Consider the following 13729-nt stretch of genomic DNA (forward strand, 5'->3'; position numbering starts at 1 on the left):
CCGTCGCCGAGACGCTCCGGGTCCCCAAAGGTAACCCTGAGATTCGGTATTTTGCCCGCACCTTGACGGCGGCCGGACAAGCCCGATTTAAGGTGGAAAAGCTGCCCGCGTGCGGCCCGATTCCGCTAGTATGCTTGGGCACTTCCAGACTATTGCGACCGAAATTCATGCGAGAGCCGAGATCATTTTTGCGCAGCTTCACCGACGCCGGCCCGCTGGTCGCGCTGACGGTCGCGATTGTGCTCGTGCTTGGCCTCGCCGCACCCGCCTCGGCGCAGTTTTTCAACTTCCCTGGCTTCGGCGGCCCCCCGCAGCGACCGGCCCCACACCGTGGCGGCTGGTTCGGGTCTGACTTCTTCGCGCCATTCCAGCATCAGCCACCGCAGCAGGCCCAGCCGCAGCGGCCGCGCGAGGATTTCTCGCACGCCCCGCCGCCGGCCAAGCACGAGGCTGCGGCCGAACGTAATGTGCTGGTGCTCGGCGACGCCATGGCCGACTGGCTCGCCTACGGGCTCGAGGATGCCTATTCCGATCAGCCCGACATGGGCGTGATCCGCAAGCACAAGACGACGTCGGGCCTGATCCGCTATCAACCCAAGGGCGATCCGGCGGACTGGGCGGCGGCCGCCAAGGGCATTCTCGCCACCGAGAACCCCGACGCGATCGTCGTCATGCTCGGCCTCAACGATCGCACCGCAATCCGCGAGCCGGTGGTCGAGAAGAAAGCCGACAAGAAGGACGAGAAGGAAAAAAAGGACGCGCGCGCCAAGCCGGACGCGAAGCCCGGTGACGCCAAGCCCGATGCCGCTGCTAAGCCCGACGACAAGCCATCCGACTCCGAACCGTCGCCGGACGATGAGAGCGACACGCCGCAGCCCGCACCTGAAAAGGCTGCGCGCACGCCGAACGGGCTCTACGAATTCCGCGACGAGCGATGGGCCGAGCTCTACAGCAAGAAGATCGAAGAGATGATCAATGTGCTGAAGAGCAAGGGCGTGCCGGTGCTGTGGGTCGGCCTGCCCGCGATCCGCGGCCAGAAGGGCACCTCGGACATGCTGTTCCTCGACGCGCTCTATCGCGACGGGGCCGGCAAGGCCGGCATTACCTATGTCGATGTCTGGGACGGATTCGTCGACGAGTCCGGCCGCTTCCTGCAGAAAGGCCCCGACTTCGAAGGCCAGATCCGCCAGCTACGCACCTATGACGGCGTGTTCTTCACCAAGGCGGGCGCACGCAAGCTCGCCCATTATGTCGAACGCGAGGTCAACCGCCTGCTCGCTGCGCGCTCCGGCCCGATCGCACTGCCGAATGAGCCTGCGCCCTCCGACACCAACGCCGAACCCGGCAAACCCGCGCCGCGTCCGCTGGCCGGACCGGTGCTGCCGCTGGTCGCCTCCTCAGTCGGCTCCGATCAGTTGCTCGGCGGACCGGGCTCGCGGCCCGCCGCCGTCGATGCGCTGGCCGCGCGCACGCTGGTGAAGGGCGAACCGCTGGCGCCGCCCGCCGGCCGCGCCGACGATTTCGCCTGGCCGCGGCGCGAGATCGAACGCGAGCCGGCGAAGGGAGACACGCCGGTTGCCGCGGCGCCGGCGGCACCGACCACGCCGACGCCGGCCAATCCGCCGCCGACGACCACGGCGATCGCCCCCGACGGGTCGATCATCACGCGACCGCAAAGGCCTAAGCGGGCATTCCGTCCAGCCCAGATGCAACCGCCGCCGCCGCAGCCGCAACCCTGGTACCGCGAGTTCTTCGGCTTTGGCGCGCCACAGCGCCCGCTGCTGGCGCCGCCACGGCCGCCGCGACCGCTCGGCCGATCCGCGTCGGTGCCGCAGCGCAACCCCATGCAGTGAGTAGTGAGCGCTGCGTCGCGCGGGAACAGTTAAGGGCGGATAGCCGAAGCCAATCCGCTGATGCGCTCCGAGGTTTGAAAATGTCGACGGGTCGCCCGTTGAGCGGACCAGTTGGCTGATCCGACTGCGTCACAATCCTTATTATGGCAAGGAGCGCGGAACGCGCGTCGCTGGATGTCGCTGGACAATCCTGCGCATCGTCAGGCGAACCATCAGGCCTCATCTGTAGCCTACATCGTTCCAGACGCCCGCTTCGCGGTCTCCCCATGATGAGGAGATACAACGTTCGTGACGCAGCAAGACTAACCCCCACGCCTGCACAACCTCGCTTAGCCGAAATAGCGCCAGCGCGGCGGCGGACGGCGCGGCTGGCGGGTCATCAGCAGTGCAAGAGCAAATCCTATGCCGCCGGCGATCAATAGCGCGCCGAGCGGATTCTCCTGCACCGACCTCGCCACTGCCTTCTGTCCGCTGCGGATCGTCTCGCCGCGATGCTCATAGGCATCCTTCGCATAATTGGCTGCGGTATCGGCGGCGTCGCGCGCGGCATCCTTGGCCTGGCCGTAGAGATCCTGCACGGTGCCGGCAGCCTCGCGCATGCGGCCCGAGGCCTGCGTGCCGGCGTCACCGGTCGCATCACCGACCGCACTCTCGGCCTTGCCGGCGAACTCCTTGGCCGAACCGTAGATCCGATCCTTGTCCATCGCGTGCTCCCTTGATGTTTCAAGGCTAACCGGGCGCGCGCGAACGAGTTCCTAGAGCATCATCACACTAGAGAATGAGCCCGCCGTCGACGACGATGATCTGGCCGACGATGTAGGACGCCAGCGGCGAGGCGAGGAACAACGCGGCGCCGGCCATGTCGGCGGGCGTGCCGAGACGCTTCAATGGAATGCGCTCGAGCGCGCCTTCGAGACGCTTTGGATTTGATGTCGTCACCTTGGTCATCTTGGTGTCGACGAGGCCGGGCGCGATGCCGTTGACGCGGATGCCGTCCTCGGCCCAGGCCTCGCCGAGCGTGCGCGTCAAACCGACCGCGCCGGTCTTCGAGGCGTTGTAGGCCGGATTGCCCATCGTGGAATGATAGGCCGCGGTCGAGCTCACGATGATCAGCGAGCCCTTGCTCGCGCTTAGCATGTCGTGGAATTTGGTCGCGCAGGCCATCAGGCTCATCAGGTTGACCTCCATCACCTTGCGGAAGCCGTCCATCGCGAATTCCCCGCGGCGGTAAATCACCGCGCCCTGCGCCAGCACCAGCACGTCGAGCCGGTCGAAGGCCGGCTTGAACGCGTCGATCGCCTGCGGATTGCTGACATCGAGCTGCGCATAGGCGAGGCCTTCGAGCTGCGAACCATCCTCGGCGGAGTAATTGCTCGCCTGCGCACGTGTGCCGCACACCGCGACGCGCGCGCCCTTGGCGCGGAACGCCTGCGCGATGCCGTTGCCGATCCCGCTGGAGCCGCCGACCACCAGCACCTGCTTGCCTGAGAAATCGAGTTCGTTCATCGCGCGTTCCTCTCTCGCTTTGCTTTTGCCCGATTGAGCATGATCCTTTTCGAAAAGCCACCATCGGACTTGCGTTAACGCGCTGCCGACGCGCGCGGACCAAATGATCGGTTTGACGCGCTTGCGGATCGGTGTCAGCCTTGTCGGCCCCACAACGCATCACGCATTTTCCGCGAGCACCATCATGTCCGAATTCAAGCAGCTCAGCCGCTCGGTGAAGGGCCTCACCGTCCTCGTCACCGGCGCAGCCAGCGGCATGGGCCGCGCCACCGCCCGCGTGTTCGCCGATGAGGGCGCCAACGTCGCGGTCACCGACCTCACGGTTGAGGGCACGCAGGCCGTGGCGAACGAGATCACCGCAGCCGGCGGCTCGGCAAGAGCCTGGGTGCTTGACGTCGCCGACCGCGACGCGATCACGAGCGTAGTCAACGACGTCGCCGCGCATTTCGGCGGGCTCGACATCATCGTCAACAATGCCGGCATCTCGGTGCGCGTGCCGATCGACGATCCCGCTTACGAGGACGCCTGGGCCAAGGGCATCGCGGTGATGCTGACGGCGCATCCGCGCATCATCCGTGCCGCGCTGCCACACCTGCGCAAATCGGCTTCGCCGCGGATCGTCAACATCGCCTCGACCGAAGCGCTCGGCGCGACCGCGCTGCACAGCCCCTACTCCGCGGCCAAGGGCGGCGTGACCAGCCTGACCCGCTCGCTCGCGGTCGAACTGGGACGCGAAGGCATCACCGTGAACTGCATCTGCCCGGGGCCGATCCGCACCGCCATCACCGATCGCATCTCCGAGGAGCACAAGACGATCTACGCCAAGCGCCGCACCGCGCTTGGCCGTTACGGCGATCCGGAAGAGGTTGCGCATATGACGCTGAGCCTGTGCCTGCCCGCCGCCTCCTTCCTGACCGGTGCGGTCATTCCGGTGGACGGCGGCCTGATGGCCAGGAACGCGTGAAGCTGCTGCGATAGCTTGGGCCCGATGCGCAGCCACTGCACTGGAGCAGCGCAACCCCGCATGCGGTACGATGCGTTGACAGGCCGCGCGCCGGGAGTAGCCTTCCCGCAAACGAAAGCGGGTCAACCGCCCGCAAGGCACGGGGAGATACGCCATGACGGTCCTGATCCGGCAGCTTCACAAGCATTTCGTCGGCGAGGTCTCCGGCGTCGATCTGCGCAAGCCGCTGACGAAGCAGGAAGCGATCGACATCGAAGCCGGCATGGACAAATACGCGGTGCTGGTGTTCCACGGCCAGGACATTACCGACGAGCAGCAGCTCGCCTTCGCGCTGAATTTCGGCGAGCGGGAAAAATCCCGCGGCGGCACGGTGACGAAGAAGGAGGACTATCGCCTCAACTCCGGGCTCAACGACGTCGGCAACCTCGGCAAGGACGGCAAGCCGCTGCCGAAGGATCACCGCACCCATCTGTTCAATCTCGGCAACTGCCTGTGGCACTCCGACAGCTCGTTCCGCGTCATTCCCGCCAAGTTCTCGCTGCTGTCGGCGCGTGTCGTTAACCCGAAGGGCGGCAACACCGAATTCGCCGACATGCGCGCTGCCTATGACGCGCTCGACGACGAGACCAAGGCGGAGATCGATGATCTGATCTGCGAGCACTCGCTGATGTATTCGCGCGGCTCGCTCGGTTTCCTCGACTACTCCGACGAGGAGAAGGAGATGTTCAAGCCGGTGCTGCAGCGCCTGGTGCGCACCCACCCGGTGCATGGCCGCAAATCGCTGTATCTCTCATCGCACGCCGGCGCGATCAGGGGCATGAGCGTGCCGGAGGCGCGGCTCTTGCTGCGCGATCTCACCGAGCACGCCACCCAGCCCGAATTCGTCTATGTGCACAAATGGACGGTGCATGATCTCGTGATGTGGGACAACCGCCAGACCGTGCACCGCGTGCGCCGCTACGACCAGTCGCAACCCCGCGACATGCGCCGTGCCACGGTGGCGGGAACGGCACCGACAGTGGTGCAGGACGCGGCGGCGTAGCACGCGGTTTCTTGCGCTGCCGTCGCGGCATACTCCACCTCTCCCCTTGTGGGAGAGGTCGGATTGCATCGCAGATGCAATCCGGGTGAGGGGTTTAGGTCTATCGGCGAGTAGAGATCCCTCGAGAGACCGCGACCCCTCACCCGGACCGCATTTCGCTTCGCTGAATGCGATCCGGCCTCTCCCACAAGGGGAGAGGCGCGTTCGAGCAAGCGGCGGCTGCGCGGACTATCGCTTTCGCCGGGACGACATCGAGTATGCGGCATGTCCTGCGGCTGATTGGCAGCCACCCCTCAGGCGTGCCCAGCGTCGTTCGAGAGCATGCCGGGATCGATGCCGATCTTGCGCAGGGCGCGTGCGTATTTCTCGTCGACGTCGTCGCCGAAGATCAGATCCGGATCGGCGTCGCAATGCAGCCAGCCATTGTGCTGGATCTCGTTCTCGAGCTGGCCCGGCGCCCAGCCGGCGTAACCCAGCGCGAGGATCGCGTGCCTCGGACCGGCGCCCTTGGCGATCGCCTTGAGGATGTCGAGGGTCGCCGTCAGCGAGATGCCGTCGTCGATGTTCAGCGTCGCATCCTGGATGTAGAAATCGCTGGAATGCAGCACGAAGCCGCGGCCGGTGTCGACCGGGCCGCCCTTCATCACCTTCATCATCTCGGCATTCTCAGGCAGCTTGATCTGGTCCGCCTCCTTGATAATGTCGAGCTGAACCAGGAGTCCGGGGAAGTCGATGCTGCCCGCCGGGCGATTGACGATGATGCCCATGGCGCCCTCGGACGAGTGGGCGCACATGTAGATCACGGAGCGTTCGAACCGAGGATCGCTCATCACCGGCATCGCGATCAGCAACTGCCCATCGAGGTAGCCATCGTCGGCTGCGTTGTGACCGATGCCGGCGCTTCTGCCCGCGACGGTCTTGCGTGTTTTGCCTTCAGGGCTCATCGGCAGAGGCCTTTCCTGCTGATCCGGCATCCTGATATTGGGTGGCGGTTCTGTCAATCAACCTCCGCGCCGGGCGCGGCAATGCATCACAAGCAATTCAATGGTTTGCAACAAAAGTTGCAGGTAAAGACGTTTCATGATCGTTATAGTTCCATTGCGGGCCGCATTCGGCTTTGCCGCTATTTTGTCCGTCGCATGTATGGCAACCGAGGTCCGCGCCGATGACGCCTCGCCGTGGCAGCAGGATGCGCATTCCGCGGTGCGGCTGCTTGCGGGATCGCGCAGCGGTGCGGTGCTGCTCGGCGGCATCGCCTTCCAGCTCCAGGACGGTTGGAAGACCTATTGGCGCACACCTGGCGATTCCGGCGTGCCGCCCAGGTTCGACTTCTCCAAGTCGGACAATGTCGAAGCGGTGACCGTGATGTGGCCGGCGCCGCGGCAGTTCGACGACGGCGCCGGCGGCACGTCGCTCGGCTACAAGCATCAGGTGGTGCTGCCGCTGCGCATCGTCGCGAAGAATCCCGACAAGCCGCTGACGCTGCGCGCCGACATCAACTATGCGGTGTGCGAGCGGCTCTGCGTGCCGGTGGAGGCGAAGGCCGAGCTGACATTCGCGAGCGTCGCCAGCACCGAGGACGGCGCGCTGACGGAGGCCCTCAACGCGGTGCCGAAGCCCGCCAATCTGGGCGATCCGAACCCGGTCACGATCCGCGACGTCAAGCGGGATGGGAACAATGTGCTGGTCGATGTCGCCGCACCGGAGACCAAGGACCTAAGCCTGTTCGTCGAGGGGCCGACACCCGACTGGGCGCTCCCGGTGCCGAAGCTCGTCGAGCACGCGCCGCCCGGGGTGAAGCGCTTCACCTTCGCACTCGATGGCCTGCCGCCCGGCGCCAGGCCGGACGGCGCCGCACTGAAGCTGACGCTGGTCGGCGGCGACAAGAGCTACGAATTCAACATCAATCTGAACTGACCCCGAGGGGATGGTTCCGCGGCGCCGGGTGCCCGCGCCCAACCCAATGTTAACGTTTCGTTGATAGATCGAGCCATTGCCGCCGCCTCGCGGCGTCTTGGGAATTTCCCGCTTTGGCCGTGATGGATACCCAGTCCGCAACCACTGCGCCGTCAGGCCCGATCGCACGTCTGCGCGGCGTAACCTCGCGCCTGCTTGGCGGCACCAGCGAGGCTTCCGTCACCAAGCGGCTCGCCGGCACCATCTTCGTCATCCGCGTGATCAGCGCCGCCATTGCCTATCTGGCGCAGATCCTGCTGGCGCGCTGGATGAGCGGCTCCGACTACGGCATCTATGTGTATGTCTGGACCTGGGTGCTGCTGATCGGCAGCACGATGGATTTCGGTATCGCAGCCTCCGCGCAGAAGATCATCCCGGAGTACCGCACCAGCGGCGACTACGCCTTGCTGCGCGGCTTCCTCTCCGGCAGTCGCTGGATGACCTTTGCAGCCTCCTCGGTCGCCGCTCTGCTGCTCGCGGGCCTGGTCCGGCTGCTGTCACCCTGGATCGATGCCGATACGATCGTGCCGCTCTATATCGGTTGCCTGACGCTGCCGCCCTTCGTCGTCGCCAACACGCAGGACGGAATCTCGCGCGCGCATGACTGGATGCAGCTCGGCCTGATGCCACAATTCATCGTGCGCCAGGGACTGATCATCGCGCTCACCGCCGGGGCGCTAGCGCTTGGGCTGCATCTCGGCGCCACCGTCGCGATGGCCGCGAGCGCGGCAGCGGTATATGTCGCTGCGATCGGCCAGATGATCGTGCTGAACCGCCGCCTCGCCGCGCATGTCGAGCCGGGCGAGAAGGCCTACGACATCAGGGGCTGGCTTGCGATCGCGCTGCCGATCCTGCTGGTCGAAAGCTTCTACATGCTGCTGTCCTACACCGACGTGCTGATGCTGCAGCAGTTCCGTCCGTCCGAGGAGGTCGGCGTCTATTTTGCCGTGGTGAAGACGCTGGCGTTGGTCTCCTTCGTCCATTATGCGATGTCGGCGACGACGGCGCACCGCTTCGCCGAATACAACGCGCTCGGCGACAAGGACCGGCTGTCGGCCTATGTCGCGCACGCGATCAACTGGACGTTCTGGCCCTCGCTGCTCGCGACCATCGCCCTTCTCGCGTTCGGTGAGCCCCTCTTGTGGTTGTTCGGCCGAAACTTTGTGGCCGGCTACGACATCATGCTGATCGCCGCGATCGGGCTGGTCGTCCGCTCGGCGATCGGCCCGGTGGAGCGGCTGCTCAATATGCTCGGCCACCAGCATATCTGCGCGACCGCTTACGCCGTGGCGTTCCTGATGAATGTCGGGCTGTGCTTCGCGCTGGTGCCGCGCTACGGCGGCATGGGTGCAGCGGCGTCGACTTCGCTGTCGCTGACCTTCGAGACGGTCCTCTTGTTCTACATCGTGCGCTCCCGCCTCGGGCTGCACGTACTTGCCTTCGGCAAGGCGCGGCCGGCGCCATAGCTTTTCCGCTGGCCCCAACCAAAAGCCGGCCCTGGTCCAACAGAGCCGGCTGCGCGTGACTGACAAATCCCGCATCAGTCCGCGGGGAAGGACTTACTCCGCGGTCCAGCCGCCGTCGATCGACAGGTTGGCGCCGGTGATCTGCGCGGCGGCGTCGCTGCACAGGAACAGCGCAAGCGCTGCGACCTGCTCCGAGGTCACGAACTCCTTGGTCGGCTGCGCGGCCAACAGCACGTCCTTGATGACCTGCTCCTTGGTCATGTTGCGCGCCTTCATCGTGTCGGGGATCTGGTGTTCGACCAGCGGCGTCCAGACATAGCCGGGGCTGATGCAGTTGCAGGTGATCTTGTGCTGCGCGACCTCGAGCGCGACCGTCTTGGTGAGGCCGGCGATGCCGTGCTTGGCCGAGACGTAAGCCGACTTGAACGGCGAGGCCACCAGCGAATGCGCAGAGGCAGTGTTGATGATGCGGCCCCAGCCGCGCTTCTTCATGCCGGGCACCGCGGCGCGGATGCCGTAGAAGGCCGACGACAGGTTGATCGCGATGATCGCTTCCCACTTCTCCGGCGGGAACTCCTCGATCGGCGAGACGAACTGGATGCCGGCATTGTTGACGAGAATGTCGACCGAGCCGAAGGTCCTCTCGCCGAGCGCGACCATTTCGGCGATCTCCGCCGGCTTGGTCATGTCGGCCGGCGAATGCACCGCCTTCACCTTGAAGTCGGTCTCGATGCCCGAGCGCTCTCTCTCGATGTCGGCCGGAACGCCCATGCCATTAAGGACGATGTTGGCGCCGGCGCCGGCGAAGGCGCGGGCGTAAGCCAATCCGATGCCGCTGGTCGAGCCTGTCACAACGGCGGTCTTGCCTGTCAGCGTACCCATTCTTGTTCGCTCCTATCTGCTTTCGGGGGGCTTGGGTTCGTCCCCCGTGAGGTCGTAAGTCACCATCGTTTCCCCGGACTGCGGCCGTTCTAGCCATTCTTTGTGACGCATCGACAAATGGACATCACGGACACCGGCGTTCCAGTGCTCGACCATGGCGACATGGGAGAAGTCGTAGTCCTTGGAATTGGTCTCGTAGTTCTTGCTCTTGTAGATCAGGTGAACCACCGTGACGGTGTTCTCCTTCGAGGCCTTGCGCAACAGCTCGACCGACGGATCGTTCTTCAGGTAGTCCGGCAGCTTGCTGACGAGATCGCGCACGGCCATGCGGGCATTGTGGATCTGCTTGTTCTTGTCGGTGTTCATCCGCGTCCGGCTGGAGTAGCGGATGTCCTTTTCGCGCTCGGCGGCTTCCAGCAAGGTCTCCGGCAGCGGGCCTCGCGCGCTGAACAGGTCGACCTGGAAGATCAGCAGATCGCGATTGATCTCCTCGTCGAGCACGAAATCGAGCGGCGTATTGGAGGCGATGCCGCCGTCCCAATAGTACTCGCCTTCGATGACGACGGCGGGAAAGCCCGGCGGCAGCGCGCCGGACGCCATGATGTGCTCCGGGCCGATCGTCTTGCCGCGCTTCTTGAACTCGTAATTGTCGAAATAGCGGAAATTGCCCGAGGTGACGCTGACCGCGCCGACCGACAGGCGCGTCTTCAGATCGTTGATGCGATCGAAATCAACCAGGCGCTCGAGCGTCCTCTTCAGCGGCGCGGTGTCGTAATAGCTCAGCGATTGCGAGCTGCCGGGCGGCCACAGCGGCGCCGGCGGAATGCGCGGCGCGAAGAAGCCCGGCACGCCGAAGGTTGCGATGATCGCGGCGCTGGTCTCGTTGAACAGCGAGCGGGCGCGCTCATGGTTCGAGACCGGATTCCAGGGCACCGGCGACGACACCATCTCCCAGAATTCCTTCAGGCGCGGCACCCGCTTGCTCGGCTCGTTGCCGGCGATGATCGCGGCGTTGATGGCGCCGATCGAGATGCCTGCGATCCATTCCGGCTCGAAGCCCGCGTGACAGAGCGCCTGAAAGGCACCGGCCTGGTAGGAGCCGAGCGCACCGCCGCCCTGGAGCACCAGCACGCGCTGCGCTTGCGCGGGCGCCGAAGCTGGCGCGGAATCCGACATGTTCATTCGAAACCGTTCGGTCAGAAATGACTTCGGGCGGCACCGTGGCGAGAGTTCGCGACGGCGTCAATCGGTCAGATGCGAGGTCGGATCACGCTGAATTTATCGAAATCAGGTTGCCGCGAGAATGAGCGTCCAGAACACCTTGTATTTGGTGTTCGGAGCATAGACCGCCGCGATGCCCATCTTTGTGACACCGCTCTTCAGCATGTTGGCCTTGTGCGGCGGTGAATCGCGCCAGCCCGAAAATGCTTCCGCGAGCGTGTGGTATCCGGCGGAGATGTTCTCGACCGCGACGGTTGCGGGATAGCCGCCGGCCTCAAGCCGTTTGCCGAGGGGGGCCTTCACATCGTGGTCCATCTTGTTGCGGGCGGCCATTGCCTGCGACTGCTGCTCGGCAAGCCGCGTCAGGTCCGGATCCACCACGACGGTGCCGAGCCCGTTGTTCTGGCGGTATTGGGAGAACATGATCGCCGCCGCCTGGGTGTCCAGCACCGCGCCGGGCTGAGCCATGTTCAAATACATGGCCGGCTCTTCCGGGATTTTGGTCTCGGCGGCGCAGCCGGCAAGCACCAGAAGCCCGAAAAGGGCGACGATCGTCCGTGTCACTGAGAACCCCCAAGGTTGGAGCGCCGTTGTTGCATGCCAACCGTGGCTGAATGGTGAACAGGGGCTGACTTCGACCAGCAAAAGCCGCCATCTGGGCTACGTGGCCCACGGGGCCCCTTGCTTCTCCTTCCCCTGAAAGGGGGAAGGTCGGGATGGGGGTCAGCCACAGGCCACAGCAGATGTCGTGGAGACAGATCCCCACCCGCTTTGCTCTGGCGAGCAAAGCGACCTCCCCTTTTCAAGGGGAGGTTTAAGCCCGTAGCCCGGCGGAATTACCTCTGCGCCGCAAAGATGCGGTAGCGGCGGGGCTGCAGCGAGACGATTTCGCCGGCCTGCAGCTCCCGATCGCGCGGGGCGTCGATCTCGATCACGGTCTTGCCTTCGCTCCCGGCCAGCGTGACCTCCGCGCGCTGGATCGGGCCGAACGAGCGGACGTGCCGGATAGCGCCTTCCAGCGCGCCGGCTCCCGCCGGGCCGATCGCCATGTCATGGCGACGGATGAACAGGTTGGCCGCACCCGGCGCCACGCCATCGGCAAGAAGGTTCAGCGGGCGGCCGTCCAGCCGCACCGCGTCGCCGGCAACATCGACCGGCAGCACGATGGATTCGCCGATGAAGCCGTGCACGAAGGCGGTCGCCGGATTGTCATAGACGTCGCCGGGCGAGCCGATCTGCTCGATCCGGCCCTTGTCCATCACGACCACGCGGTTGGCGACCTCGAGCGCCTCCTCCTGGTCGTGGGTGACGAAGATCGAGGTGACGTGGATCTCGTTGTGCAGCGAGCGCAGCCATTGCCTCAGCTCCTTGCGCACCTTGGCATCGAGCGCGCCGAAGGGCTCGTCGAGCAGCAGGATCCGCGGCTCGATCGCGAGCGCGCGCGCCAGCGCGATGCGCTGACGCTGGCCGCCGGACAATTGATTGGGATAACGGTTGGCGAGCCAATCGAGTTGGACCAGATCAAGCAGCTCCTTGACGCGGGCACGGATCGTCGCCTCGTCCTTGCGGATCGCGCGCGGCTGCACGCGCAAGCCGAAGGCGACATTCTCGAACACCGTCATGTGGCGGAACAGCGCGTAGTGCTGGAACACGAAGCCGACCTGACGCTCGCTGGCGCCGCGGCTCAACGCATTCTCGCCGTCGATCGCGACCTCGCCGCTATCGGGCCAGTCCAGCCCGGCGATGATCCGCAGCAGCGTCGTCTTGCCGGAGCCGGAAGGCCCGAGCAGCGCCAGCAGTTCGCCGTCGGAGACTTTGAGATCGACATTGTCGAGCGCGGTAAAGCTGCCGAACGTCTTCACGATGTTCTTGACTTCAATCGCCATCGGGCGCCTCATTTTCATCCAGCCGCCGCTCGAGGATGGTCTTCACGACAAGCGTGATCAGCGCCAGCATCGCGAGCAGCGATGCGATCGCGAACGACGATACGAACTGATATTCGTTGTAGAGAATCTCGACCAGCAGCGGCATCGTGTTGGTCTCGCCGCGGATGTGGCCGGACACCACCGACACTGCGCCGAACTCGCCCATCGCGCGCGCGTTGCAGAGCAGGACGCCGTAGAGCAGACCCCATTTGATGTTGGGCAATGTGACGCGGAAGAAGGTCTGCAACCCCGATGCGCCGAGCGAGATCGCCGCCTCCTCCTCCTGCGTGCCCTGCTCCTGCATCAGCGGGATCAGCGCGCGCGCCACGAACGGGAAGGTGACGAACACGGTTGCCAGCGCAATGCCGGGCACCGCGAACAGGACCTGGACGTTATGCGCCTGCAGCCACGGGCCGTAGTAACCCTGCGCGCCGAACAGCAGCACGAAGACGAGGCCCGAGATCACCGGAGACACCGAGAACGGCAGATCGATCAGCGTGATCAGGAAGGTCTTGCCGGTGAACTCGAATTTCGAGATCGCCCAGGCCGCGATCACGCCGAACACGAGGTTGAGCGTGACCGAGATCGCCGCGACCAGCAGCGTCAGCCGGATCGCGGCCAGCGCCTCCGGCTCGGCCAGCGCGGCGAGATAGGCGCCGACACCCTTCGAGAAAGCCGAGGCAAAGACCACGACCAGCGGCAGCACGACGAACACACCGAGGAAGGTCAGCGCCAGCGCTATGATGATGAAGCGGACCGGCCCCGGCTCGGTGCGCAGATTGCGCGGCGCCATGACGGGCTGTGCGCGCGCGATCTCCAGACGCGGCGCCGGAGCCGCGACGCTGACGTCGGTCGCATAGCTCCGCAACTGCGGCGCGGAGGAGACCCATCCCGTTTGCATCGACATAGCCGGT

13 protein-coding genes are annotated in these 13729 nt (G+C 65.2%); 5 read left to right on the forward strand and 8 right to left on the reverse strand.

The genetic code is table 11. The features are described 5' to 3' along the window. The first annotated feature begins 167 nt into the window (after positions 1–167). Positions 168–1853, forward strand: coding sequence for an SGNH family hydrolase (locus tag P6U25_RS33405; RefSeq protein WP_407148986.1), 1686 nt, complete (start codon positions 168–170; stop codon positions 1851–1853). Between the two features lie 329 nt (positions 1854–2182). Here the strand turns inward: P6U25_RS33405 and P6U25_RS33410 are convergent, their stop codons facing one another. Beyond that, positions 2183–2557, reverse strand: a complete 375-nt coding sequence (locus P6U25_RS33410) for a CsbD family protein (RefSeq protein ID WP_407148987.1) — start codon at positions 2555–2557, stop codon at positions 2183–2185. A 67-nt stretch (positions 2558–2624) separates the two neighbouring features. After that, positions 2625–3359, reverse strand: a complete 735-nt coding sequence (locus P6U25_RS33415; protein WP_407148989.1) for an SDR family NAD(P)-dependent oxidoreductase — start codon at positions 3357–3359, stop codon at positions 2625–2627. A 184-nt stretch (positions 3360–3543) separates the two neighbouring features. Here P6U25_RS33415 and P6U25_RS33420 point away from each other — a divergent pair, with 184 nt between their 5' ends. Together P6U25_RS33420 and P6U25_RS33425 are read left to right on the forward strand one after the other, a co-directional pair. Continuing rightward, positions 3544–4323, forward strand: a complete 780-nt coding sequence (locus tag P6U25_RS33420) for an SDR family NAD(P)-dependent oxidoreductase (protein WP_407148990.1) — start codon at positions 3544–3546, stop codon at positions 4321–4323. A 154-nt stretch (positions 4324–4477) separates the two neighbouring features. Beyond that, positions 4478–5365 (forward strand): TauD/TfdA dioxygenase family protein, encoded by an 888-nt coding sequence (locus tag P6U25_RS33425; RefSeq protein ID WP_407148991.1) that lies wholly within the window; start codon positions 4478–4480, stop codon positions 5363–5365. Positions 5366–5658: 293 nt separating this feature from the next. On the opposite strand, the gene P6U25_RS33430 is transcribed toward P6U25_RS33425, so the two are convergent. Beyond that, positions 5659–6309, reverse strand: coding sequence for a YqgE/AlgH family protein (locus P6U25_RS33430; RefSeq protein ID WP_407148992.1), 651 nt, complete (start codon positions 6307–6309; stop codon positions 5659–5661). 136 nt (positions 6310–6445) lie between these two features. Between P6U25_RS33430 and P6U25_RS33435 the strand changes: the two genes are divergently transcribed. Both P6U25_RS33435 and P6U25_RS33440 read left to right on the forward strand, forming a co-directional pair. After that, a complete protein-coding gene (locus tag P6U25_RS33435; protein ID WP_407148993.1) occupies positions 6446–7282 on the forward strand; it encodes a protein-disulfide reductase DsbD domain-containing protein in 837 nt (278 codons plus the stop codon). A gap of 122 nt (positions 7283–7404) precedes the next feature. Then, positions 7405–8787, forward strand: coding sequence for a lipopolysaccharide biosynthesis protein (locus P6U25_RS33440; protein ID WP_407148994.1), 1383 nt, complete (start codon positions 7405–7407; stop codon positions 8785–8787). Positions 8788–8880: 93 nt separating this feature from the next. Here P6U25_RS33440 and P6U25_RS33445 read toward each other — a convergent pair whose 3' ends face one another. The 5 genes from P6U25_RS33445 to cysW form a co-directional block, all read right to left on the reverse strand. Then, positions 8881–9669, reverse strand: coding sequence for a 3-hydroxybutyrate dehydrogenase (locus P6U25_RS33445; RefSeq protein ID WP_407148995.1), 789 nt, complete (start codon positions 9667–9669; stop codon positions 8881–8883). A gap of 12 nt (positions 9670–9681) precedes the next feature. Beyond that, positions 9682–10845, reverse strand: a complete 1164-nt coding sequence (locus P6U25_RS33450) for a DUF3734 domain-containing protein (RefSeq protein WP_407148996.1) — start codon at positions 10843–10845, stop codon at positions 9682–9684. Between the two features lie 111 nt (positions 10846–10956). Further along, a complete protein-coding gene (locus tag P6U25_RS33455; protein WP_407152682.1) occupies positions 10957–11454 on the reverse strand; it encodes a CAP domain-containing protein in 498 nt (165 codons plus the stop codon). A 272-nt stretch (positions 11455–11726) separates the two neighbouring features. Next, entirely contained in the window at positions 11727–12776 is a 1050-nt protein-coding gene (locus P6U25_RS33460; RefSeq protein ID WP_407148997.1) for a sulfate/molybdate ABC transporter ATP-binding protein, read from the reverse strand. Beyond that, complete coding sequence (gene cysW, locus P6U25_RS33465) at positions 12766–13608, reverse strand: sulfate ABC transporter permease subunit CysW (RefSeq protein WP_407152683.1); 843 nt, start codon at positions 13606–13608, stop codon at positions 12766–12768. The genes P6U25_RS33460 and cysW overlap by 11 nt, the downstream gene beginning before the upstream one ends. Between the last annotated feature and the right edge of the window lie 121 nt (positions 13609–13729).

It is taken from the genome of Bradyrhizobium sp. ORS 86 (genome assembly GCF_045571475.1).
GTDB lineage: Bacteria > Pseudomonadota > Alphaproteobacteria > Rhizobiales > Xanthobacteraceae > Bradyrhizobium.

Excerpts from the sequence above, each read along its gene's own strand:
- P6U25_RS33425 (WP_407148991.1), top strand. The coding sequence starts at position 4,478 with ATGACGGTCCTGATCCGGCAGCTTCACAAGCATTTCGTCGGCGAGGTC.
- P6U25_RS33460 (WP_407148997.1), bottom strand. The coding sequence starts at position 12,776 with ATGGCGATTGAAGTCAAGAACATCGTGAAGACGTTCGGCAGCTTTACC.
- cysW (WP_407152683.1), bottom strand. The coding sequence starts at position 13,608 with ATGGCGCCGCGCAATCTGCGCACCGAGCCGGGGCCGGTCCGCTTCATC.
- P6U25_RS33415 (WP_407148989.1), bottom strand. The coding sequence starts at position 3,359 with ATGAACGAACTCGATTTCTCAGGCAAGCAGGTGCTGGTGGTCGGCGGC.
- P6U25_RS33435 (WP_407148993.1), top strand. The coding sequence starts at position 6,446 with ATGATCGTTATAGTTCCATTGCGGGCCGCATTCGGCTTTGCCGCTATT.
- P6U25_RS33450 (WP_407148996.1), bottom strand. The coding sequence starts at position 10,845 with ATGTCGGATTCCGCGCCAGCTTCGGCGCCCGCGCAAGCGCAGCGCGTG.
- P6U25_RS33410 (WP_407148987.1), bottom strand. The coding sequence starts at position 2,557 with ATGGACAAGGATCGGATCTACGGTTCGGCCAAGGAGTTCGCCGGCAAG.
- P6U25_RS33445 (WP_407148995.1), bottom strand. The coding sequence starts at position 9,669 with ATGGGTACGCTGACAGGCAAGACCGCCGTTGTGACAGGCTCGACCAGC.
- P6U25_RS33440 (WP_407148994.1), top strand. The coding sequence starts at position 7,405 with ATGGATACCCAGTCCGCAACCACTGCGCCGTCAGGCCCGATCGCACGT.
- P6U25_RS33420 (WP_407148990.1), top strand. The coding sequence starts at position 3,544 with ATGTCCGAATTCAAGCAGCTCAGCCGCTCGGTGAAGGGCCTCACCGTC.
- P6U25_RS33405 (WP_407148986.1), top strand. The coding sequence starts at position 168 with ATGCGAGAGCCGAGATCATTTTTGCGCAGCTTCACCGACGCCGGCCCG.
- P6U25_RS33430 (WP_407148992.1), bottom strand. The coding sequence starts at position 6,309 with ATGAGCCCTGAAGGCAAAACACGCAAGACCGTCGCGGGCAGAAGCGCC.